16 protein-coding genes are annotated in these 22,535 nt (G+C 49.8%); 6 read left to right on the top strand and 10 right to left on the bottom strand.

Translation table 11 applies throughout. The features are described from left to right. Positions 1 to 196 precede the first annotated feature (196 nt). Positions 197 to 1,423 carry a cation:proton antiporter gene (locus tag JMI88_RS24135; protein ID WP_201364525.1) on the bottom strand — a complete coding sequence of 409 codons (1,227 nt, stop codon included), beginning with the start codon at positions 1,421 to 1,423 and terminating at the stop codon, positions 197 to 199. Positions 1,424 to 1,605: 182 nt separating this feature from the next. Further along, a complete protein-coding gene (locus JMI88_RS24130) occupies positions 1,606 to 2,166 on the bottom strand; it encodes a hypothetical protein (RefSeq protein ID WP_201364524.1) in 561 nt (186 codons plus the stop codon). A 414-nt stretch (positions 2,167 to 2,580) separates the two neighbouring features. Here JMI88_RS24130 and JMI88_RS24125 point away from each other — a divergent pair, with 414 nt between their 5' ends. After that, on the top strand, positions 2,581 to 3,582 hold the full coding sequence (locus JMI88_RS24125; protein ID WP_201364523.1) for a phosphate ABC transporter substrate-binding protein: 1,002 nt from the start codon (positions 2,581 to 2,583) through the stop codon (positions 3,580 to 3,582). 37 nt (positions 3,583 to 3,619) lie between these two features. Next, positions 3,620 to 5,542: a HAMP domain-containing protein gene (locus JMI88_RS24120; RefSeq protein WP_201364522.1), complete on the top strand. Its 1,923-nt coding sequence runs from the start codon at positions 3,620 to 3,622 to the stop codon at positions 5,540 to 5,542. A 100-nt stretch (positions 5,543 to 5,642) separates the two neighbouring features. On the opposite strand, the gene JMI88_RS24115 is transcribed toward JMI88_RS24120, so the two are convergent. The 6 genes from JMI88_RS24115 to selB all read right to left on the bottom strand — a co-directional run bounded on the left by JMI88_RS24115 (position 5,643) and on the right by selB (position 15,804). Further along, entirely contained in the window at positions 5,643 to 6,239 is a 597-nt protein-coding gene (locus tag JMI88_RS24115; protein WP_201364521.1) for an enoyl-CoA hydratase/isomerase family protein, read from the bottom strand. Between the two features lie 247 nt (positions 6,240 to 6,486). After that, positions 6,487 to 7,497 carry a lytic transglycosylase domain-containing protein gene (locus JMI88_RS24110; protein WP_201364520.1) on the bottom strand — a complete coding sequence of 337 codons (1,011 nt, stop codon included), beginning with the start codon at positions 7,495 to 7,497 and terminating at the stop codon, positions 6,487 to 6,489. Between the two features lie 213 nt (positions 7,498 to 7,710). Further along, entirely contained in the window at positions 7,711 to 9,111 is a 1,401-nt protein-coding gene (locus JMI88_RS24105) for a glycoside hydrolase family 57 protein (RefSeq protein WP_201364519.1), read from the bottom strand. 255 nt (positions 9,112 to 9,366) lie between these two features. Next, the gene (locus JMI88_RS24100) at positions 9,367 to 10,776 is read right to left on the bottom strand and encodes a glycosyltransferase family 4 protein (RefSeq protein WP_201364518.1); all 1,410 of its coding nucleotides are present in this window, start codon (positions 10,774 to 10,776) and stop codon (positions 9,367 to 9,369) included. 725 nt (positions 10,777 to 11,501) lie between these two features. Beyond that, complete coding sequence (locus tag JMI88_RS24095; protein ID WP_201364517.1) at positions 11,502 to 13,454, bottom strand: protein kinase domain-containing protein; 1,953 nt, start codon at positions 13,452 to 13,454, stop codon at positions 11,502 to 11,504. Positions 13,455 to 13,821: 367 nt separating this feature from the next. Further along, positions 13,822 to 15,804: a selenocysteine-specific translation elongation factor gene (selB, locus tag JMI88_RS24090; RefSeq protein WP_201364516.1), complete on the bottom strand. Its 1,983-nt coding sequence runs from the start codon at positions 15,802 to 15,804 to the stop codon at positions 13,822 to 13,824. A 197-nt stretch (positions 15,805 to 16,001) separates the two neighbouring features. On the opposite strand from selB, the gene uvrC reads away from it, so the two are divergent. The 3 genes from uvrC (at position 16,002) to JMI88_RS24075 (ending at position 19,131) form a co-directional block, all read left to right on the top strand. Further along, entirely contained in the window at positions 16,002 to 18,017 is a 2,016-nt protein-coding gene (uvrC, locus tag JMI88_RS24085; protein ID WP_201364515.1) for an excinuclease ABC subunit UvrC, read from the top strand. Positions 18,018 to 18,514: 497 nt separating this feature from the next. Next, entirely contained in the window at positions 18,515 to 18,844 is a 330-nt protein-coding gene (locus JMI88_RS24080; protein ID WP_201364514.1) for an FmdB family zinc ribbon protein, read from the top strand. Between the two features lie 74 nt (positions 18,845 to 18,918). Then, complete coding sequence (locus JMI88_RS24075; protein ID WP_201364513.1) at positions 18,919 to 19,131, top strand: hypothetical protein; 213 nt, start codon at positions 18,919 to 18,921, stop codon at positions 19,129 to 19,131. A 381-nt stretch (positions 19,132 to 19,512) separates the two neighbouring features. Here the strand turns inward: JMI88_RS24075 and JMI88_RS24070 are convergent, their stop codons facing one another. Beyond that, positions 19,513 to 19,998, bottom strand: a complete 486-nt coding sequence (locus JMI88_RS24070; RefSeq protein WP_201364512.1) for a type II toxin-antitoxin system death-on-curing family toxin — start codon at positions 19,996 to 19,998, stop codon at positions 19,513 to 19,515. A gap of 291 nt (positions 19,999 to 20,289) precedes the next feature. On the opposite strand from JMI88_RS24070, the gene JMI88_RS24065 reads away from it, so the two are divergent. Further along, complete coding sequence (locus JMI88_RS24065) at positions 20,290 to 21,132, top strand: sensor histidine kinase (RefSeq protein ID WP_201364511.1); 843 nt, start codon at positions 20,290 to 20,292, stop codon at positions 21,130 to 21,132. 307 nt (positions 21,133 to 21,439) lie between these two features. Here the strand turns inward: JMI88_RS24065 and JMI88_RS24060 are convergent, their stop codons facing one another. After that, complete coding sequence (locus JMI88_RS24060; RefSeq protein WP_201364510.1) at positions 21,440 to 22,414, bottom strand: HAD family hydrolase; 975 nt, start codon at positions 22,412 to 22,414, stop codon at positions 21,440 to 21,442. Positions 22,415 to 22,535 lie beyond the last annotated feature (121 nt).

Genomic DNA, 22,535 nt, shown 5'->3' with positions numbered 1-22,535 from the left:
TATTGTGTCGCCATCTTATACTCCAGATCTATGTGTTACAGAAGTTACTTTCCTGGTAGGCCAAGTAACTGTAGTTACGCATGATTGTAGTAGAGATGGAAGCTACTTGTCAATAGGCGTGTTCACTATATTTCTATAGTACTGTTGCATAACAAATAATTATATGACCGGCGCAATCAAAAACAGAGGGGAAAGTTTATTGTAAACCAGGCATGCGGCGTAGCATCGGCCGGATACTAAAACCCTGAACTAACAAGGTAAATAATACCACCATATACGTGGAAAAAATTAAGGCCGTGCGATTGGGAACCTCGGTAGGTAGGGCCAGGGCCAAGGCGAGTGACAGGGCTCCTCGCAAACCGCTCCAAAACAGGATAAAACGCCAGGTGTGCAGGCGCTTACGTAGTTCACCCACAAAAGGCAGTGGTAAGAGCAACATCATCACATAACGTGCAACCAGCACCGCCGCTATTACTACACTGGCAGCCAGCAACAGGTATACAGGCTTTCCTATGGCTAACAGGCCGAGCGGATTAAGTTGCGCCCCAACCAATAAGAAAAGCAGGGCATTGGCCAGAAAAGCGATCATGCTCCAAAAAGCATCCACCACCAGGCGCGTCTCTTCAGACATACCTTGCTCCACGCAGTAATTGCTCAGAATCAGCGAGGCGACGATCACCGCCAGGATGCCAGACATATGCATGGCATCAGCCAGTAGGTAGACACCATATGCGGTGATGATCGTCATGGTCATCTCGATCAAGTGATCATTGACCTGTTTGACGCATCTGCTGACCACCAGTCCACACAGGGCTCCTACCAGCACACCTCCGCCTGCCTGCAACAGAAATACCCCGATGCCATGCATTACGGCAGTACCCAGGGACACCTGCTGCCCTTGCACTGCTAGTAAGACAATCGCCAGAAATACTTGATAGAGCGCGCCCGCTACACCATCATTAAAAAGGCTTTCGCCCTCGATCAGAATCGAGAGACGCTCATTGACTTTGAGCTGCCTGAACAATCCCAGCACCGCCACGGGATCGGTTGGCGATAAAATGGCCGCCAGCAGCAAGGCCACAGACCAGGACATATGTGCAAAAAAATGTAAGGGCAGCGCGATCAACGCCAGTTCAAGCAGGAGTCCTGGCACAGCCAGCAATAGAATCGGAACCCAGTTTTCGCGCAACAATTTGAGCGAAATTGACCAGGAACCTTCAAATATTAATGGGGGCAAAAAAACAAATAGCACTAGCTCTGGCGAGAGGTGAAAGTCTTCTATATGCCCGAACAGGCTAATCAGCAGGCCAACCAGAACCAATCCCAGTGTATAAGGGACCGCAAAACGCCTGGCAATAAAAATCACCAACAGCGCGATTAAGAGGAGAACTACCAGCACGCGGACAACAATTAATATTTCCATCCATATATAATCCTTCTTTTATTAAAGCTGGGTATAATATAGCGAGCGACAGCTAAAACATCCTCCAAAACTATATCATACAAAAACGAACATACCAGAGAAACAAAGAATGTGCAGAAATAGTTGTTTCTGCACGTTCACAAGTTTGCTGTCGCTAATAGACGAAGCGATGATGAAGTTAGCTACTTTACGGTCACCGTCACCGGCACATCCAGCACATACATGGGACACATCATACCAGCTTTGCATAGTGCCCGGCTGGTAAAATGAAGATCCGCCGTGCCGGCACTCCTGGCAGTAAAACGCCAGACGCAAACTTTATCGCTTTTTAACGCGTAGCCAGCGGGCTGTTGCATTTCCAGTTGAGCTGGCGCGCTCTTGGGTCCCGTCCACTTTTTCCCGAATGGGAAGCGCAATTCAATAACATCACCTTTATGCGTGGTCACCGTCGTCCCGGTTTGACTCTTCAAGGCCACTGACTGATTGGCCTTTGGAGCGTTACTGATCACAACATCACTGGGGCATCCCTGGGTAGTACCATAGCCCGGGATGCTGGTTGGCATTGGCGTAGGTTGATTTGCAGTCGTTGGCGCACCGCCAGTAGTAGTTGATTTGCCACCGGTACTACTGTTACTATCACTATTTCCACAAGCCGCCAATACAACTAAAAGCAAAATCATCACGACACCGAATACATTTACTGTCTGTTTACTTTTATGAAAATGCATCTGCATATTTGACATAGTTGAACTCCTTTTCTGCAATCAACCGTAACTGATTGAATAGCTACTCACTACTATGACGTTATCCTGATCACAAAAGTTCCTTTTATTCTCACTTCACAAAGCATCCCACCGGCTCATTTTTTAACTATGCCCTCAGGCTAATTTAACACTTATATAACAATCGCTTAATCAAGCTCTTGCATAATCGATGTGAGGTGCAATGACAAATTTTTAATCTAGCTGGCACTCAACAATGAGGCTGAAGTCCCATTGCATCCTTTTATGAAAAAAGGCCCATAAAAAGGGAGAACACCACTCGCGATTGACGCTCATTTTTTGAACATTGACAATATATTATAAAAAATTCCATATTAAGTAGAAACACATACACTTTAACAGGTGGAAACATATATAATCCAAAAGGATACTCTTATGCAACTGAACGTCCATGCCAATCGACGCAAAAGAAAAACCTGCACACTGCCGCAGGCTGTCGCGCGCGGCATTATCCGCTTCGCTCTGCTGCTTTGCTTTGCTGCGCTCCTGACGGGATGCACTGGTCCAGGCCAGCAAGCACAGCAGTTTGACGGGCAGCTCAAAATTAGCGGATCGACAGCGCTTCAGCCTCTGGTAACTGCGGCGGCGCAAAAATTTATGTCCCTGCATCCCGAGTCCCATATTACAGTGAGCGGAGGCGGCAGCAAAACCGGTCTGTTGAATGTCTTTCAAAAAAAATCTGATATTGGGGATTCTGATCTCTATGCTGATCCAGCTATTTATCCGGACCCTAACATGACGGATCACATTATTTGCGTTACGCCATTCGTGATGATTATTCATCCAGACATCAACATCACGTCCCTTTCTAAAGAACAGATCCTTGATATTTTTTCGACTGGTACAATTACTAACTGGAATCAAATCAAAGCAGGCATGGACCAACCAATCCATCCCATTATTCGTCCACCGACTTCCGGTACCCGCGACACATTTCGTAAATACATTCTTGGCGGGGGCGATGAGATAGGTACACCACTCAAAGTCGATGATACACAACAAGTTGTCAATACCGTTGCCACCACACCTGGAGCGATTGGTTACATCGCGTTGTCGGCCCTCAAGCCAACCGTGAAAGCTATTGCGATTGACAATGTTCAACCAACTGCAACCACCATTGGTAATGGCAAGTATAATTTCTGGTCATATGAGCACATGTACACATTGGGAGATAACACTCCATTGATGAGTGAATTCCTCAACTTCATGACCAGTGCTACCATGCAACAGGAATCCCATCAGCTGAGCTATATCACTATAGATGAAATGAACCTGAATAAGGCAGAATCACTTCCCGGGAAACCAGTACATCAAGGAACGCTTGCATTCTCGTCCTTCCACGAAAGTGAGGTCAGCCGCCGTGAATCGTATGCATAAGCTAACTTCAGCATTGAATACAAAATCGGAAAAATCCATGCCTAACACAGCAACCTATAACGGAAAAAATAATCCTATTCGCTCTTCATTTAGCCGTGGGGGCACACTGTTAATTGATCTACCCATTGGCGCGCGCCTGACACTTGGCTTTCTGGCTGCTGCCCTGATTGCGGCCCTGGTAACCGGAGCCACCGGCTTACAGCGCTCCCAATCCTTAAGCCGACAATCAGAGTTCTATCGCAGTATTTTATCGACCAATACCAATTTGAATACCGGTAGCCAATATTTACAATTGATCAAAACAGAGACCCAGTCTATCCTTGCCTTGCTGCAAACTCCTCAGCCCTCAAATGAGACGCTGCAAAGCGAAAAGGAAGCCCTAAAAAATTTGATTGCGCGCTATGATAGCCTACTCAATACTTATGTCAATAATGATGTGCTCGCCAGGCATGCGGAACAGCAGTCGATCCTGGATATCACTGGTTCATCAAACCAGCTCATTCACCAGCAAACAATTCTGATAGGTAGCGCACAGCGTACCTGGAGTACGCATAAGGCTGCCTTGAACGATATTATGCGCTATTTCGACCAGGACAATGTAGTAAAAGCAAAATACCTGGAACAGGTGCAGATCGAACTGACGAATAGTGATGCGGCCAGCGCTCTCCGTGCCTTGATCCAGTTTAATGTGCGTCTGACGGATTCAATCAATAATGCCGAGACCATTGAGTTTCAAAATCAGGTTATTTTTACCATCATTGGATCGATCATTGCCTTCATTATGATTTTGATTATCGGCCTGGTCATCTCAGGGACCCTGGTGCGCCGGCTGGGCCAGTTACGTAATGTAACACAGGCAGTCGAACAGGGACAGCTTAATCGGCGCGTGCAAGTAATTGGTCGCGATGAGATCGCGGATGTGTCGAGGTCAGTAAATGCGATGCTGGAAGCAATTGTGGGCTTGCTGGATGAAACACGCAATCAACGTGACGCGCTTACCAATGCCGCCGAACATCTCTTTACCGATATGCGGGTCGTGAGTGCCGGTGACCTGCGCATCAATGCGCCCGTCAGCAATGACCCTATTGGTATGCTGGCCAATGCGTTTAACTTTACCGTTGGACGCTTCCGCCGCTTTGTGCAGCGTACAAAAACAACGGCCGAACAACTGGATGTGATAGCTCACCAGCAAACAGAGCGCTCGGAAAGTTTTACGCAGGCCCTCCTTCAGGCCAAAACCATGAGCAAAGCGCCCCTCATCGTAGATGCCAGCAGCACAGATCCAAAGGGCAAACCCGCCTCCTCGGATAACATCGATGGGCAGCAAACAGAACTGCTCAATCAATTGCGCCAGACGCGCGAACTCTTACGCCAGGTCTCCAATGAAGAGATCTTGCAGCGTATCCGTACTATTCTGAAAATGTCCGATCAGTCGGCAAATACGATCGGTCGACTCACCAAACTACCGCAAATGGTCAATGCACGTCAGCTGAGCGTGGACGAACTACGCACCCATTTTAACGAAGATCTCCAGTTACTGGATAGCCTGAATAAGCGTATCGCGCAGGAGATGCAGATTTCACAGCAAAATACCACCCGCGGATTCCAGGAAATCGATAAAGAGATGTCGCAAATTACGGCCAGGGCGCGTTTACTCAAAGCTCAGACTGGCGAAACAGCCCCCTCATTGTCCAATGTTGAAGCTGTACAGGAAGTCGTCAAGCAAAGTACCCAGTTTGCCACTGAAATGCATGCCATGGCGCGCCAGGTAAGTCAGATGGCCCAGGAGGTTCGCACTGGTATCGTGAACTTCCAACTAGATACGGCTGAGAGCAGCGGCAATCTAGCCCCACATTCACAGGGGTCAACCAGCTCGCCTACGCTCAGCCGTAAAAATAGCAATCCGCTCAATCGAACAAGCGGAGCCGCCTGGGAAACTACAACTTTTCCTGGAAGATGAGCTATCCCAACGGATAAGTTCTGGCAGCGAAAGGCGCTGACCCCTTGCTTGATCAAACAAGGGGTCAGCGCCTTTTATGTCCGGGTTTAGATGGAAAGACTCAGGCTACACTGATCAGCATAGTCAGAAGCTCTTCTGCGTCTTGCAGAAAGCGCCTGGGAGTCAGAATCTGGTGTACAAGTCCCAGTTGCATCGCATCCGCCGCATTTAAGGGCTCAGAGCGTTCTAAGAGGTGCTCTGCCTCTGCCTTACCAACCAGAGCAGGTAACACTTCTGTCAATGCACGAGGAAAAAGACTGTGACCACGGGAAGGCAGGAGTAACGTAGTATCCTCACGCGCAAAAATGGTGCCGCATAAGATCGCTAGCTCACATCCAGCCCCCCAGCTGGCTCCCTTAATTAAGGCGACAGTTGGAATGCCCTGCGCCTGCAAAGCTTCCAGCGAGAGCTCGATGGTGTGAGCCGTATCTAAGAGGGTTTGATTGTGTGCGATAGAATCATCTGGTAGATCTAAGCCGGCACTGAATGCTTCCTCACCCATTCCGGTTAGAACAATGAGACGTGGAGGTTTGTTGCGCGCCTTGAGCAAAGCTGCTGAGAGCTGCTCAAGCATCGCCGCGGTCAACATATTTCGTGGATGTCTGTCAAGAATAAGCCAGAGAATGCCATTGCGTTGACGGACATGTATATCCGACATGAAATACTATATCCTTAATAGTAGGTGACTTGCCGTGCTGCGCTAAAGGTGGCGTGAAACGGCGCACATTCATCACTTAGCTGGTAAATATTTTTGCTATACCATGCGCTAAATGATAGCTGCTTATTGTAAAGTATATCTCTATGTACACAGAAATTCAAGCGCGCCTGCTCACAAAAGAAATAGCAAGATCACATATGAGGTAGGGTTGCGATCTTGCTATTTTCACGGCAACAATTTGCTCAGGTTAGCCCATAATTATACGGACATAGTTTTGTGTTTCAGCCGGCAAATATGAGAGCCAGGCAGCGCCACCAGCGGCGATGGCATTATTTACATTACCAGGACCAGCATTATAAGCGGCCAGAGCTTTGGCGTAGTCACCACCATACTGATTCGAGAGGTTGGCCATCATACGGGCCGCTCCGTACAGGGCGTCGACAGGATCATAGGGGTTAACACCCATACTCGCTGCCGTAGATGGCAGAAACTGTGCGATGCCTACTGCTCCAACGGGAGACATGGCATAGGGATTAAAACCGCTTTCCTGATTGATCTGGCGTACAAAATAAACCGGGCTAATGCCATATTTGGCCGCGGCCTGCTGCGCAATAGCAACATACTGGCTTCTGGGCAAATTTGTGGCGGGTGGAGGGGCAGGTACAACAACTGGATTCGTTTGCTGTTTGGCCTGTTGCTGGGTTACGGGAACATCACGGCCAACCGCGAGGTTCCAATCCTGCTGCTGGATCTGTACCCATTTGATGGCATCGTCAACCAGGGGAACGCCACTCTGTCCACTGCCAAGAGGAGTCATGGTAAGCATGGTGAACATCAGTACACCAAAGGTGGCCAGCATCACCAGGCCATGGCGCACATGCAGGTTGAGTCCATGCTGCCCACCTTGTTGTAGGCGCAAAGCTTCGGTATCGCGTTGTCGTTTTCGTCCTCCTGGGATAACTACTTGTGGTCTTACCCCTTGCGCCTGTGGCTGCTGCATGGTGGCATGAAGCGCCAGCACCAGTGATTGCGTGGTCTGTGCATTCTGCAACACGATTGGAGGATGGCTGTCGGTTTGTCTTAACTGTATAGCGGCTGACTGCTCAGTGGTGGTCAGGCCCGGAAAAGCGTCGGTCTGGAACTTCGACGTGGCAACTCCCCCCGGCATTGGGATCGTCATTGCAACACCAGGTATGTGCTCTCCTGAAGGTTCGGCATCATTGCTACTCAAAGACCGCAGAGAGTGAAATTGTGGCATTAAACCCTACCTCATACAAAATATTTTTTCTATCACATTGCTTTTACTATTTGTGAGTCTATCTAAATAAACCGAAGCTCGTCAATTCGTTGCGCATACCATAGGCCAAAAGTCATAGAAAAGCGTGTATGGAACCTTAACCTCTTACAGTAAAAGAAAAGCGCTCCAACGCCTTGAAGGCGTTGGAGCACTTTTCTTTTACTATGTTGCATGCTATGCGTGGCGGGCGACGTAGCTGAGCTCTGGTACCCGTTCGACGACAGGTTCTTTGCGACGTTGGATCTTACGATCAGGCTGACGCCACAGTCGCGCAGGCACATAGGGCTGCATGGCGTGCAACGCATTAATATATACCTGCTGCTGCTCATATATAACCCGATTGGGACCTAACGACCACCATTCAGAAGGGGTAAAGTAGGAGGATACTTCCGCTTCAGGACCACTCTTTCCATACCACTGAATCAGGTGCAGATTGTCAGATTGTGTTAGCCAGATGGCCAGGTCTATGAGATCATCATGGCCGGTCAACTGAGCCATGCCATAAACCTCACCCATTAACTGGAGGATAGTTTTCTGAGCTTCATTTCCCAGGAAGAACTCCATCCCCCCGCTACCAGCCCAGGTAGTGGGATATACAGGTAAAGGAAGATAATGGGGCTGTTCTTGATGGCGTTTGATAATTTCACTGGCGGTATACGTGCTCACATCACGCCGCTGTAGCTCCCCCGGCAGCGCACGCATAAAGTCAAAAATACCGCTATCCTGACGATGATGCTCACCAAAGGTCTCGAAATCCCATCCCAGGAGCAGCATGTCGCCCCAGGTATGCGCAATCCAGTTCGCATAGGTGTCCGCATACAGTGGATACCCATCCCAATTTCGATTGGAGAAGCGATAGCCAACATCATCACTAAGTTCCAGGTGACGCGTCAACAGATAGGGGCTGCTATTGAGGGCTCCCCGAGCAGTTCCGGCCCTCCGAGTAGAGCGGCGTGTACGTTTGCCCTCTATCGGTAAGGCATAGGGAGCCTCATCGCCATTGCGATAGAGGTGGGTGCTCTCGCGCCAGCCCATGACCCATGGGCGACCGTCCATCAGAGCGCCCTGGAAACCCGCCATATCCAGCGCATCATAGAGCGAGGCCGACATACACATCTCGGTGGTATCGGTTATCACCGGCCGCTTGCCAAAGATAACCTCCAGTTCCTGAACCATATCCTGCATCAAAGTGACGAAAGCGGGCATATCCAGCAAAAAGAGGAAGCTATGATATGGTTCTACCCCTATCAATTCAACATTTTCATGCGCCACCAGTTCCCGGAAAAGGTCCAGCAACGCTCCATCCCAGGCGACCGCCTGACGTATAAAAGAGAGTGAGAACCCGATGGAAAGTTTCATTCCCTGGCGCACCAGATCTAAAAACATCTGGGCCGCAGGATAATAGCTATACTGCGCCACTTTTCTAAAATAGCGTTCATTCATCCGTTCATCAAAGAGGCAGTGGGCAATCTCCTCAGGCGTAGCTCCGCGCGGAATAGGCTGCGCTGGTAACTTTAAACGCCGAGGCTGATGAACTACAGTGTAGATAGCCAGATCCGCAACCATACTCGTCATCCTCCATCCTTTGGCATACAAACCTTCTCCACCATTTGTGCTGATCATCTTCTACGCTGAAGTGCTCTTATTTTCTCTTCTCTGACCTGAACGCCAGGCGAGTCGGTCTGCATAATGTCATACATAACCTTCCCGCAGCGTATTGGCCCGCTAAACGCATGCGCGCCGGGCCAATACGACAACGAGCAACCTCGTATTGGTAGATGGTAAAAATGCCTGCAAATTTTTTCTTCGCTAGCTGAAACTGCTTGCTTGCTATGCCTTGAACCTGCTAGCATTGGAAACAACACTTACTTCCTGGGCCACCTGCTCATGTATATGAGCATCAGTCTCTACATCTATCATACTGCTTGCAGGCAAAACAATGTTCTGCTTACGCGCCAGGAACTCAAGTTTGCCCACCATATTGTCAATAACGCGATCCCACAAGAACTGTCGTGCAGTCACCTGGCTGGCCTGGCGCATCTGTTCCTGTTTTTCTGGATGGCGGCGCAGATAGAGGAGATAGCCAACGATTTCATCGGGGTCATCGGTTTCGGTTACAATGGCATTTTCAAACGAGACAGCATAGTCTTCACCAGTTGAGCCGGTGACCGCGATGCCCTGGGCCGCCATCACCTCAAGCGCAACCAGACCAAAGGGCTCATGCCCGCTATTAGCCAGCGTAGCATCAGCAGCTGCATAGGTGGTGCGCACAAATTCTTCGGGTAAGAAGAAGCGCAAATTATAAACGTCCGCTGGTCCAGCCTGCTCGATCGCATCCAGACACTGTTGCAGATTTGGACGCTGCGCTACAACATCTTGAATATGCAGTCCACGATGATAGGCATGGCGGAATACATCGGCACCATGCGGCTCAATACCACCGCGCACAAACAGGGTCACTGGATGGCCGGAATCTTTTAGACGCGCTACAGCCTCCATAGCCATGATCCAGCGTTTATCGGGATCAAAACGTCCAATCTTGAACAGGAAGAAGCGGTTAGGATCGCCCCGGCGGGCGATGGTGCGTAACCGCTCTACCGCTTCCGGATTGACTGGATTGAGGTGACGAGTAGGAATACCATTAGGAATTACCAGGGGATTGACGCCAAGTTCCCACATTTTGTGCTTCATGTATTTACTGACGGTGCATAGCGTGGTAACAAAATTCAACCGCCCCCAATCGATACGATGGAGAGACATCAGGCTGTTCAAGTTCCACAACATTAAAACCTTCTGACGCACACCAAACCAGTGCAAAAGATCTGAGGTACGGCACATCACTTCAGCCGTATGCCAGTCTTCTCCCAGAATAACAACCGTCTTACCCTCAGCGACCGCGGGTCGCACAATTTCACTAAAAATATGGTAAGGAACACTTTCATTATAATCGTATAGCTTCTGTTCCTCACCATCATAAACCCCATTGGGATAATACTTACTGACCCATTGTGACCAGCGTTTGAGAATCAAGCGCCCATCCAGGCGGTGCTCGACCGATGGCTTGTAGGGATCACCAATATAAATAAGATGAGTGGTATATCCCTGAGTTGCCAGTGCTTCGCTCAGTTCGGAAACACGAGTGCCCAGACCACCCGCGGTAGAATAGACATCAGGCCCTTCAAAACAGAGCAGGACAAAAAGTGTATTTTCTGGTGATATTGCTCCGTCTAATTTCATCATGATAGGTCGTCCTCGTTCTTTTTAAGTTTTCATTTTTAGGAAGGAAAACATAGACACCTTTGTTGAACTTTTAGGCCAGCAGAACGCAATGTCTAAAACACTGAGTGTTGGCAGCCGCGCTGCGCGGAGCTCCACACATTTGGAGGTCACCAACCCTGCGATGCCCTATCATTGTTCGTCATTACCATTCATGTGTCTACTTCTGTTTGCCAGATAGACATCAAATGCTTTTACTTGCAGTATAGCACGTTGTCCATAACCAAGGTCATTATACGATAGAGTATACCATATACTATATGTTTTATGTGTAAAATAGACTCAACCATTAAATGGTTCAAAAAAAATGGATAAGAGCCTATGAGCATCATGGAAGTGAATAAACATGTCCTGAATCTTTCTATTGAAGACTGAAATTCCAGCCCACGCCAGGCACAAACTATTGCGCTGCAGTCTGATCTCTTCGGAGCTGGTCTGAAGTTCAGGATGTGTTGGGACAAGGTGCGCGTGACAAGCTATAGCCTTTAGATATATAAGCTATATTTCGACTTTCCATTTCAGCATGCCAAATACTTTATACAGCAATAGCACTTATTCACTAGAATTTATAAAAAAAATGAAAGTCTGTAGAAAACGATAAAACTTTTTATTGTCTTAAAAGTATAATGATACAGCTAAACGTACGAATGGAGCACTACTTCTGTTGAAGTAGTGCTCCATTCGTACGTTTACGATGAGCCTGGTGTAGGTGATGTATTTGCACCTGGCAATATACCAGACGGAGTCGGAGTTGGAGTCGGCGCCAGCGTCGGCGTCGGAGCTAGCGTTGGAGTCGGCTGCGGTCTAGGTGTCGGCGTCGGTTGCGGCGCTGTCGTCGGCGTCGGCTGGGGTGCCTGCGTCGGCTGGGGTGCCTGCGTCGGAGACGTCGAGGGAGCACCAGTCCAGTTCGTCACATACAGGGTCAGGATTTCTCCATCTTTCAATGTTTGACCAGGACCTGGATCGGTGCGGGTTATGGTATTGGGATCACGGTTAGGATCTTGCGGGTCGCGGTCATCTTGCTTGGGAATAAATGGAATCCCCAGGGCATTCAGTTTGGCCTTCGCATCATCCAATGACATGCCAATCAGGTCGCTGGGCACCACCTTCGATAGCTCTACCAGGATGGTAGAGCCGCGCCTGGCATAGGTACCCGGTTCCGGCGATTGTTGCGTGACAGTTCCAGTTGTCATCCCGTTTTTGGCTGAAATTTTAAAACCTTTAGCTTCGACCTGCTTTTTAGCCTCCTGGTAGCTCAGGTTCCTTAAGTCAGGTACCTGAATAACCTGGGCAACAGTTGGTGTGGCATTGCCAGGACCCGGCGAAAATGGCAGGAAATGAAGCTGGCTGGCGAGATAAATGCTAAAAGCAAGTAATAAGACCGTTGCCACCAGGATGAGTACTGTAACAATACCAGCCATGCGATTATCCCGCTGTTCGCGCACAATGCCCGCGGGCCGGCCACCCAAAGAGTCTCGTTGAATAGGTCGCGTAGCCCCGGATTCCATCTCACCCATGGTACTCATAGGTAGTGGACGTTGCGGGTCCATCGCAGTAGTAGCTGCCTCTGGATCAACCGAGGGAGGAATATAAGCCTGGTCAGCACGCAGGGCGGTCGCGGCCCCATTCTCAGTCGAACCATTCGGGTCCACGACACCTGGACCCAATTGCTGATTGGGCGACGAATTCTGCTGCCCGGGCCGAGCCGCACCATTGAGAGAGCCAGCCGCCTGACCTACTATCGCCGCCCCCGCGCCGGCGTAAGGCCCTGAACCATTGCCAGGCGGTATATTGGCGGACTGTATGGTTGCGCTCTCTCCTTCACCCAGAAATTCCAGAGCCCGCGCCAGCATATTACCATCCCGGAAACGCATCTCAGGAATTTTTTCCAGGCAGCGCAAAATAATTTCTTCCAGCGCAGGTGGTATATTTGGATTTAACTGGCTAGGCGGCATCGGGACATCCTGAATATGTTGCATGGCAACAGCTACCGGAGTATCTCCATCAAATGGAGTGCGACCGGTCACCATTTCATACATCACGATACCCAGCGCATAAACATCGGCCGCAGGGCTGACGATCTCACCTTGCGCTTGCTCTGGAGCATAATATTGTACGGTACCCAGTGTCATGCCGGTAGTGGTTAAACGCTCAGCATTGATATCTTTATACACACTGGCGATACCGAAATCGGTTAATTTAATAGAACCATCGCGTCCCACCATAATATTCTGTGGTTTTACATCGCGATGCACAATCCCTCGACGATGAGCCGCTCCCAGACCAAGAGCGACATCGTGCGCGATAATGACAGCCCGATCCATGGCGAGCACGCCCCGCGAGCGCAGGTAGCGGCGTAGATCTGCACCTTCGACCATCTCCATGACAATAAAATAATTGCCATCACTCTGGCCATAATCGTATACCTGCACAATATTAGGGTGCTGTAACGAAGATGCAGCCTTCGCCTCTCGCTGAAAGCGCGTCACAAACTTTGGGTCGGTACTATAGACTTCGCGCAACACCTTAATAGCTACGGCCCGGTCCATGCGCATATCACGGCCCCGATAGATCGTAGCCATACCGCCGCGCCCGATAGGGTCTTGTATTTGGTATCGTTCACCCAAAACTTCGATTTGCATAGCTCTCCGCACTGTTGGGCGACCTTTTACAGTGCCCCTCCCTTGTTTGTTGGACAATTATTTGCTGTCACAGCAACATCTGAGCGGTTATTCCCTTGGATGCTACTATCTCAGATGTTCTAAGATATCCAATCGAGTGTCAAACAAGGATTTACGCATATCTCAACCTGAGACGCAATGTGACTCGCCAGCATTAAGTTGCCAGAAGATCTCTTCCCGGAATCTGGAAGAAGGCAAAACGCATTGCGCCACTATTTTAACTTATTCTACGTCAGAATGGAACACTCTACAGGAAAGTAGGAGTTCTCCCCATGTCGAGAAGGTGTTTATATGCTCCTGTTCGATTGTAATAGGTCCATTCATGAGCTTATTCCGCTGGATTACCAATGTGGGTAGTACCTGGTGTACGTTCGTCTCCTAGACGATGAGTCATACGTAGAGCGTCCATATGTTCAAGTAGAGGCAAAATATACTTACGAGTTGTTTCTAACACATCGCGTGCCTCCGCCACGGTCATTTTACCATGTTCGTGCATATAGGCCGCTAGTTTTGAAAGTGCTGTACGATAAGCGGTGTGGGAAAACAGAATGCCATCACCTATTTTTACTAGTTGGCCCTGTTCAATCAAGGCACTGACCACATTAGTTCCTACCATCGCCTCAGCTTCACTACGCACAGGAGGCGTGAAGGGATGCTCCTGAAAAAGCTGTAGTAGTTGGTCTACCTGTTGCTGCTGGACGGCGGTAAAATGTGGTTGAAAGCCAGGTATTCTGATTAAACCGCCGGTTCGAGCAAGTGTCGAGCCAACGACGCGCTCATTTCCGCCTCTGGTTTCCACGCTCTCCAACAGGCCTTTTTCCTGCAATCTAAAAAAAACATCGGCTGCCATCCTGGATTGAAGACCCAGGCGGGCACGCCATTCCTCTTTGGAGATTCCGCTGCGCAATGGATACTGCTGATGAAATTCCTTGACCAGGCGGAGAGCCTCGTCAGTTAATGCATCCCAGACGGTTTGCGCAAACCAGTAGGCGCCAACTTTATACACTCTTCCTTCTGATAAGAACGACTCTAGTATCTGTTGCGTCACATCCTGCGCTAAATTAGACTGCTTCGCTATGTCTTCGAGCAGATAACCTGCCAGGCCGGGTGTCGCTTGTGTGGTCCCTGCTGCTCTGGCTGGCGTTCGGCGCTCCAGGCTGGCCAGGACCAGTTCTTCAGGCGTGGCCTGTAAAAGTTGGACCAGCGTCGACAACACGGGCTTTTGAAAACGGCGATGATAGCGTGGTGTGACATCAACAATTTCACCGCCACCAATAGTCATACCTGGAGATGGAATACGTAAAATGAAGCGGTCACGGCGCGCAACTACCGCAGGACGGCTTAAGCGCATCTGTACCCAGGCACTCTGTCCGGGTTGAAGCTCATCAGTATCCAGCAGGCGTACACGGGCAGGAATCTCTTGCGAGCCTGTATACACATCAACGGATGTGTTGTGCAAGAGCGAGCGGCTACTGTCGGCAAGGAGACGCAATCGAGCATCAAAAAGCAACGTTGGCTGTAATTGACCTGATAGGGCCACCACATTGCCACGTGTTAGATCGGTACGAGCAACATTGGCCAGGTTTAGCGCCACCCGGCTACCAGGGTGTGCAGACTCAAGCTGTTGTTTGTGCATCTGCAAACCACGCACGCGCGATTTTATACCCAGGGGAAAAATTTCCACTTCTTGCCCTACTTTTAATCCACCATCTAATAGTGTCCCCGTGACAATCGTACCAAATCCGGTCAATGAAAAGACTCTATCTATTGGTAACCGCGGGCGGCCAATATTTCTGCGTGTGGATGTGGTCTCCAGTAGCGTCTCCAGGGTTGTCAGCAGCTCTGGCAAACCCTGCCCCGTGTAGGCCGAGACCGTAAGGATCGGCGCACCGGCTAAAATTGTTGGCTTCAGATATTCGGTAATCTCTTCCCTGACCAGTTCCAGCCACTCTTCATCTACCAGATCCGCTTTGGTGAGCACAACAACTCCACGCGGCACCTGCAAAAGATCCAGAATTGCCAGGTGTTCGCGCGTCTGTGGCATGATGCCTTCATCGGCCGCAATAACCAGCATTGCGGCGTCAATTCCTCCAACGCCGGCCAGCATATTTTTGATGAAACTTTCATGGCCGGGAACATCTACAATACTGACCTCTTGTCCGCCGGGCAACTTTAACCAGGCAAAACCAAGATCAATGGTCATGCCGCGTTCTTTCTCTTCCGTCAGACGATCGGGATCAATACCGGTAAGTGCTTTGACCAGCGTGGATTTGCCATGATCTACGTGGCCAGCGGTTCCTATGCAGCTCATGCTTTCCTAGTTTATATGACTCGATAGACATTCACACTTTCAGTATACCTCAGATGGGCAGTTATGGCTATGCAAAGGGTGGTATATACGACTATCGACTATGCGCATCGACACCAATCCTACAACGCGGTATAATAAAGGCACACATCTGTATCACCGTCAGACTTTTGCATCTTGTTTCCCAGGATTTTTGATTGATGAACGAAAAAATTCAGTCTGTGCTCAATTCTCTTCCCCATAAACCTGGCATTTACCTGATGAAGGATGCTGAGGGCACAATTATTTATGTGGGAAAAGCCATCTCACTCTACAATCGGGTACGTTCTTATTTCCTGGAATCAACCGACCATAGTCCCAAAAATCGGAGCATGGTGTCTAAAATCGATGACATCGAGTTTCTCGTCGTGCAAAATGAGGTCGAGGCTCTGGTTCTGGAAAGTAATTATATTAAACAGTATCGACCCAAATATAATGTCTTATTGCGGGACGACAAGAGCTACCCCTATATCAAAGTGGCACTGACTGAGGATTTTCCGCGTGTCTATCGGGTACGAAGTTTCCATCATGATGGCAATCGCTATTTTGGACCCTATACGAACTCGGGGGCCGTTGATGCTACGCTGGATCTTTTAAATAAACTCTTTGCCTTCCGCACCTGCCGCTATGACGGTAGCGCCTGGGCTCCGCCAGCCAAAGGCGAGCCGCCGGCGGGCTGGAAACAGAAGTTGCTGACACGCCCCTGCACGCAGTATTATATCCATCGCTGTACCGCGCCCTGCGTGGCCTATACGACACGCGAGGAATATAACGCGATTATCAAACAGGTTATTCTCTTCCTCGAAGGGAAACATGACGAGGTCTTAAAAGATCTTCAGGCTAAGATGGATAAGGCCGCTGAAGAGTTGAATTTCGAGGAGGCGGCGCGCCTGCGCGATCGTATTCAGGCGGTTGAGCGTGTGCTGGAAAAGCAACGCATCATCAATACTGATGCCCAGGATGACCAGGATGTAATTGCACTGGCCAGCGGCGACGATGAGACGTGTGCCCTGGTATTCTTTTTCCGCGCTGGCAAACTGGTGGGACGCGAATACTTTATCCTGCAAGGCACGCGCGATAGTAGCCCTGGTGAAGTTATGGGCTCGTTCATGCAGCAGTTCTACCAGAGCTCTCCCCATGTACCGTCTGAAGTCATCGTTGAGGTCGAGCCCGACGATCGCCAGGTAGTTCAAAACTGGCTCAGGGAGAAACGCAAAGGGGTCGCCACCGGCGGTAGCTCTGCCGTGACGATTATCACTCCCAAACGCGGTGATAAAGTACAGCTGGTCAATATGGTGAAAAATAACGCCAAAGAGGTACTGGACCAGCAGCGCATCAAGTGGCTAACGGATAGCCAGAAGACGCAGTTTGCTCTGGAAGAGATCCAGAAGGCGATCAATCTGGAGACGTCACCCCGGCGCATCGAGTGCTATGATATCTCAAATACCCAGGGCACGAACTCGGTTGGCGCCATGGTGGTCTTTGAGTCCGGCCGACCCAAGAAAGAAGAATATCGCCGCTTTAAAATTAAGCAGGTGGAGGGTCCTAACGATTATGCCAGCCATCAAGAGGTGTTGCGCCGCCGCTTCCGCAAGGCCGTGGCCAATGCTTCTTCTATCCCCAGCAGCCCTATGGATGATATCAGTTCACCAATTGGTGAAACCGTTGACGAGATCATTCAGGATAGTGGCAATGGGGCGCTGCAGCACGATTGGGCCATGCCGGACCTTGTTATCATCGATGGCGGTCGGGGTCAACTGAATGCGGCCTTGCAGGTGATGCGTGAGCTTAATCTAGATATACCGGTCATTGGCGTGGCCAAAGAAGAGGGCTCGCACACCAAACTCAATACGGCTGAAGAGATCTATACGCCAGATGCTCCTGAACCAATTATCCTGCCGCGCAACTCACAGGGACTCTACTTGCTACAGCGCATCCGCGATGAAGCCCATCGTTTTGGCCTCTCATATCACCAGAAGCTGCGCTCTAATCGCACTTTTAAGTCGGTACTGGATGAAATTCCTGGTATCGGACCCAAACGCAAGCAGGCTTTGCTTAAACACTTTGGCTCGGTGCGCGCTATCAGCGCCGCCAGCCTGGAAGATCTGACCGCACTCGATGGTATGACGCGCGATGCCGCTGAAAAGGTGAAAGAGTACATCGGGCGTCTGGAATAAACTTCCATAACCGTTTGTTTTATAACCTGAGAGGTTTTGAATCATCCTTTAGTGTGTGGCGCAAACATGCGTTTCGTGCCTCCGGCCCTGACGCTCCGCGCCTTCAGCGCTCAAAAGATTTTTTTAGTATGTGATGCAGAACAGGTGCTCCTCACCTGTTCTGCATCACATACTAAAAAAACAAGCTCGGGCGCGTATGCGCCCGTCCGCAAGCAACGCGCCTCCTATGGAGATGGGAGTCCGGCGCTCTCCAAGAGTGCTAGCACTCGCTGGAATTGATTGACAACCCGGCTGATTCACTGTACTATTATTGAATAGGACGGCTATAGCGGTCGCCCTCTTTCTATGCAATAAATAATATCTCATCAAAAACACACAGGCCACTTGTGCTGGACACAGGTGATCGCATAATCAAAGATCACCCCTCCGTCCACAGACATGCTGGTGTGTACAATGTGTATAATGCGTTCAACGCAATTTTAAGAGGTGATTGGTATATGCCAACGTACGAGTATCTTTGTCAGACATGCAGCCACCGCTTCGAAACGTGGCAGAAAATGACCGATGAGCCTTTGACAGTTTGCCCAGAGTGCGGCAACCACATCCGTCGTGTCCTCTTCCCTGCTGGCGTCGTCTTTAAGGGTTCGGGCTTCTATAAAACCGACTATAGCCAGACAAAAACGTTGCCTCCTTCTAATGGAGATGCGAAAAAAGCCGAGGGCAATGGCGAAAGTAAAACCAGCAGCGATAGTAGCTCTTCTTCAGAGGGAAGCTCCAGCTCATCTAACGGCGCCTCCGCTTCAAAAGCGCCAGCCGCCAGTAAATAAGCACTCAATAAAAAACGTTCAATGGCCATCAGAGTCTGATGGCCATTTGTAATGTAGAAAGAGGATAATAGATCATGGCAGAATCAGCCATTGCCGCTATTCAGCGCCAGCAAATCGAAATCGCGGTTGGAGAACTTCTCCTGACATCTGACTTCTATATGCGCCAATCCATCGCCGAGCGCATCCGTCACCTCATCTCGCACGCCGATCAGACACTGGATATCCATAAATTCAGTGAAGCTGCTCAAGACGAGCTGCGCGACCTCAACCTCCTGCCCGCCAACTAAAGAACAAACACAAACAGAACATGCGCCCCTTCTCGTGGGCGTTTTTTTATATATGCAAAAGCGACAATAAAAGCGATTGTATAGGTTCGAGGCTTGCCCTCGATTGCCCCACCGTTTGTGGGGCCCCGTATCCCAGCGATCAGGTACCTCTTGGTATGAACACATTGGCCCACGCGGTGCCCAAAAGAAACCTTCGCTTTGGGTACTGTGTCACGCCACCAGGAACCAAACGACGAAGGCACGGGGCCACCACGCTGCGGCGGGTGGCAAGCTGGGGCAAGCCCAGCACCTACGAAGGTTCCGCTTTTCTTGATACATTTGTGTCCCATTGGCATACATGAAATGTATTGTGCGCAAGATCTCCTATGGTTTTTCCCACTATTACGATCCCAGGTATGCGATGATCTTCGGGTGTTCCTCCGCTACTTGCTGCATAATCTGTTCCACACTCCAAATGGCGCTATCATCGCATGCCTCCAGGTGCGTTGTCAGCCATTGCACCAGACCTTCAAATTTCTTTTCCGCCACCATAGACTCAATTGTGTACGCCAGAGCCATCTCTTCCTGCTCGTCCTTATATTGGATCTGATAGCCGTTGATCATGAGAAAGGTACTCCCCAGAATAAAGGCTACGCGTTTATTGCCATCGATAAATGGATGGTTCTGGGCGATGCGCTGAATGAGGATCGCGGCCTGCTCCACGATACCAGCACCCTGATACAGTGCCATGTTTTGGGGAGCAGCCAGGGCCGATCCCAGACCGTTCATATCGCGTACAGCTCCAGTCTCGCCAGCGATGTGGTTCGCCTGTACAGCTGCCTCACTGTCAAGATACTTTTTTTCTTTATTTATATGCATGACGATCATTATAACTCATTAAAGTGAAATCAGTCAAAGTGCAGGCAGGAAAAGGGGAAATAAATATCACCATAGCAAGTTGCTCAGGTGGCGAGTTATGAAGAAGCCATACAAGTGACGATATATTCTACAAAAGGAGGAGATAGAATGCACCTGTTCTCCCAAAAGTCATAACATGCATACCCAATTTTCCTATCAGATAGGTATTCACGAACTGATGCGCGTCATACGAGTGTATACTGGTATTACACAATCCCTAAGAATGGCTACAATCATGCCGCTTGCAAGGAGACAGAGGTCATGCAGCTTCAAGGCGAGAAAACACAGGAACAAATTATTCAGGAATTACAACAGCAGATAGATGATTTACGGGCGGAAAACCTCCTCTTGCAAGATCAGCTGGCACATAAGGAACAGTCAACTGCGATGATCGCGCACGATCTGCGCGGCCCACTTTCGCCGATTATGAATTACGCACAGATGATTGTGCGTCATGCAGCTTCACCCAAAGATGGCGCACAGTTCTCAGCACAACAAATTGAGAAGAAATATGCAGCTATTCAGCGTAATACCGGTATTATCATTGGGCAGGCTCAGCGTATGAGCCGTATGGTCAATGATCTGCTCGACTCTTCTCATCTTGCCTCAGGCAATTTTTCGTTAATCCGCGAGGACTGCGATATTGTACAACTGGTCAAAGATATGGTGGAACAGTTACGCCCGATTGCACCCTATCATACGTTTGTCGTTTCGGCTCCGGATATACCGATCATTGGACATTGGGACGGCGGTCGTTTACAACAGGCGCTGGGCAACCTGTTGGATAATGCAATCAAGTATTCGGATGAGAAAACAACTATTACGGTCACAGTGAGTGCTACCCAGAAGGGGGTGCGGATCAGCGTTCATAACCAGGGAGCCAGTATTCCATCAGCCGACATCAGTCAACTCTTTCGCCCTTATGGGCGCCTGCCTGCCACGCGTTCGCGCCATGGTTCTGGCCTGGGCCTATTTATCACGAAATCTATCATTGAGGCCCACCACGGGACATTACAACTGGAGCCCCATAACGAGGAGGGCAACAATAGTGATGAAGCCCGGGGCACCACCTTTAGTTTTGAACTACCTCTCAAGCTGGACTAAAGTAATAAAATAACTCTAAAAGGAAGAACAGGGACGTTCGTTACGAGCCTCCCTCTTCTTCTGCCTTTGTTTTTTTGCTCCTTTAACTAACGATCCGCTTTTTAACGATGTGTCTGAAAGCTATAGGGTTCGCGCCTTCGGCCCCTGACGCTACGCGCCTGCGCCGCTCAATGTTTTTTTATTCGTTGGTGCAGCATTCGCGCTTGCGCGAATGCTGCACCAACGAATAAAAATGGCTCGGGCGCGCATGCGCCCGAGCCGTGCGGGGGTGCTCAGCTTTCTAGTGCACTGGAAAGCTGACAGTATACTAGCGAAGCGTATCAGAGACGGCAAGAAAATCTAGCAGTGCCTCAACCGAATGGACCAGCAGGTCGGCCCCTCTGCTCTGATAGAGCGCAATCTCCTGTTGATTTACTACCATGGCAGCCAGTATTGGTGCTTCGACCTCTGTTTTATCGGCTTTGTAGCGTCTGACCAGGTCAAAATCATCTGCGGTATCGCCGATATAGAGACCACCACGACCACCTACCTGGCTCAAAGCATAGCGCAACGCCTGAGGATCGGGCTTAGCATAAAGGTCAGCCGGAACAATCACGTCCCACCAGCGCTTGCCGCTATAGGCCTCCATGCGTTCGATCGCGCTGTCAACTTCGGCTCCAATACGTCCAGTGATCATTCCTAGATGAGCAACGCCGGCCTGGCGCAACTGCTCAAAAAAATCGGGAGTATAGAGCATGTTCTCGTTCTGCACATATCCCTCGGCCTGTGGCAAATAGCGCGCATCACAGCCAAAACGGCGGCGCAGCTCGCTGGCACCCCAGTAGCTCTCATTAAATACATCTACAACCACCGCGTAATCGGTCAGGGCGCTAGCCGGAAAAACAGACTCGACCCAGGCACGGCCACTCTGGCCAGCCTGCGAGGCTGCGTGGGCCAGTACCCCCCACTCCTCGGTACTGCGCCTGGCCAGCGCGCTATCCCGCCACTCGCGCAATCGCGAGGTAGCCAATGCAGAGAGCAGATAACACATATCCCAATCACTATTGAAGCCACCAGCCTGCTTAAAAATACTGATATCTTCTTGCGTAACCGAAGTCAGCTGCTCGGCACGATTCCACTGCAACCCATTCAACGTGCCAACAATATAATCAGTCACTGCAATGTTAGCGGCGCGAAAAGAGTTCACAGTCTCAATCAACACACCATCCACATCGAACAACAATGTATCAAAAGGCTGGGGTACTAGCAGATCCGGTCTTTTCCAGATTACCGGGGTCGTCATGATTGTTCAGGCCCTTTCAACAAAGAAGGCACCGCTCAAGCAGTGCCATTCATATGACAATCTCTACCTTTTTCTTTATTGTATAACAGATAGATTATAGAGAATGAAAAAAAGAGAAAAG

Source organism: Dictyobacter formicarum, assembly GCF_016587435.1.
Note: the sequence above shows the minus strand (reverse complement) of the source record. Positions and strands in the feature narration are given on the sequence as shown.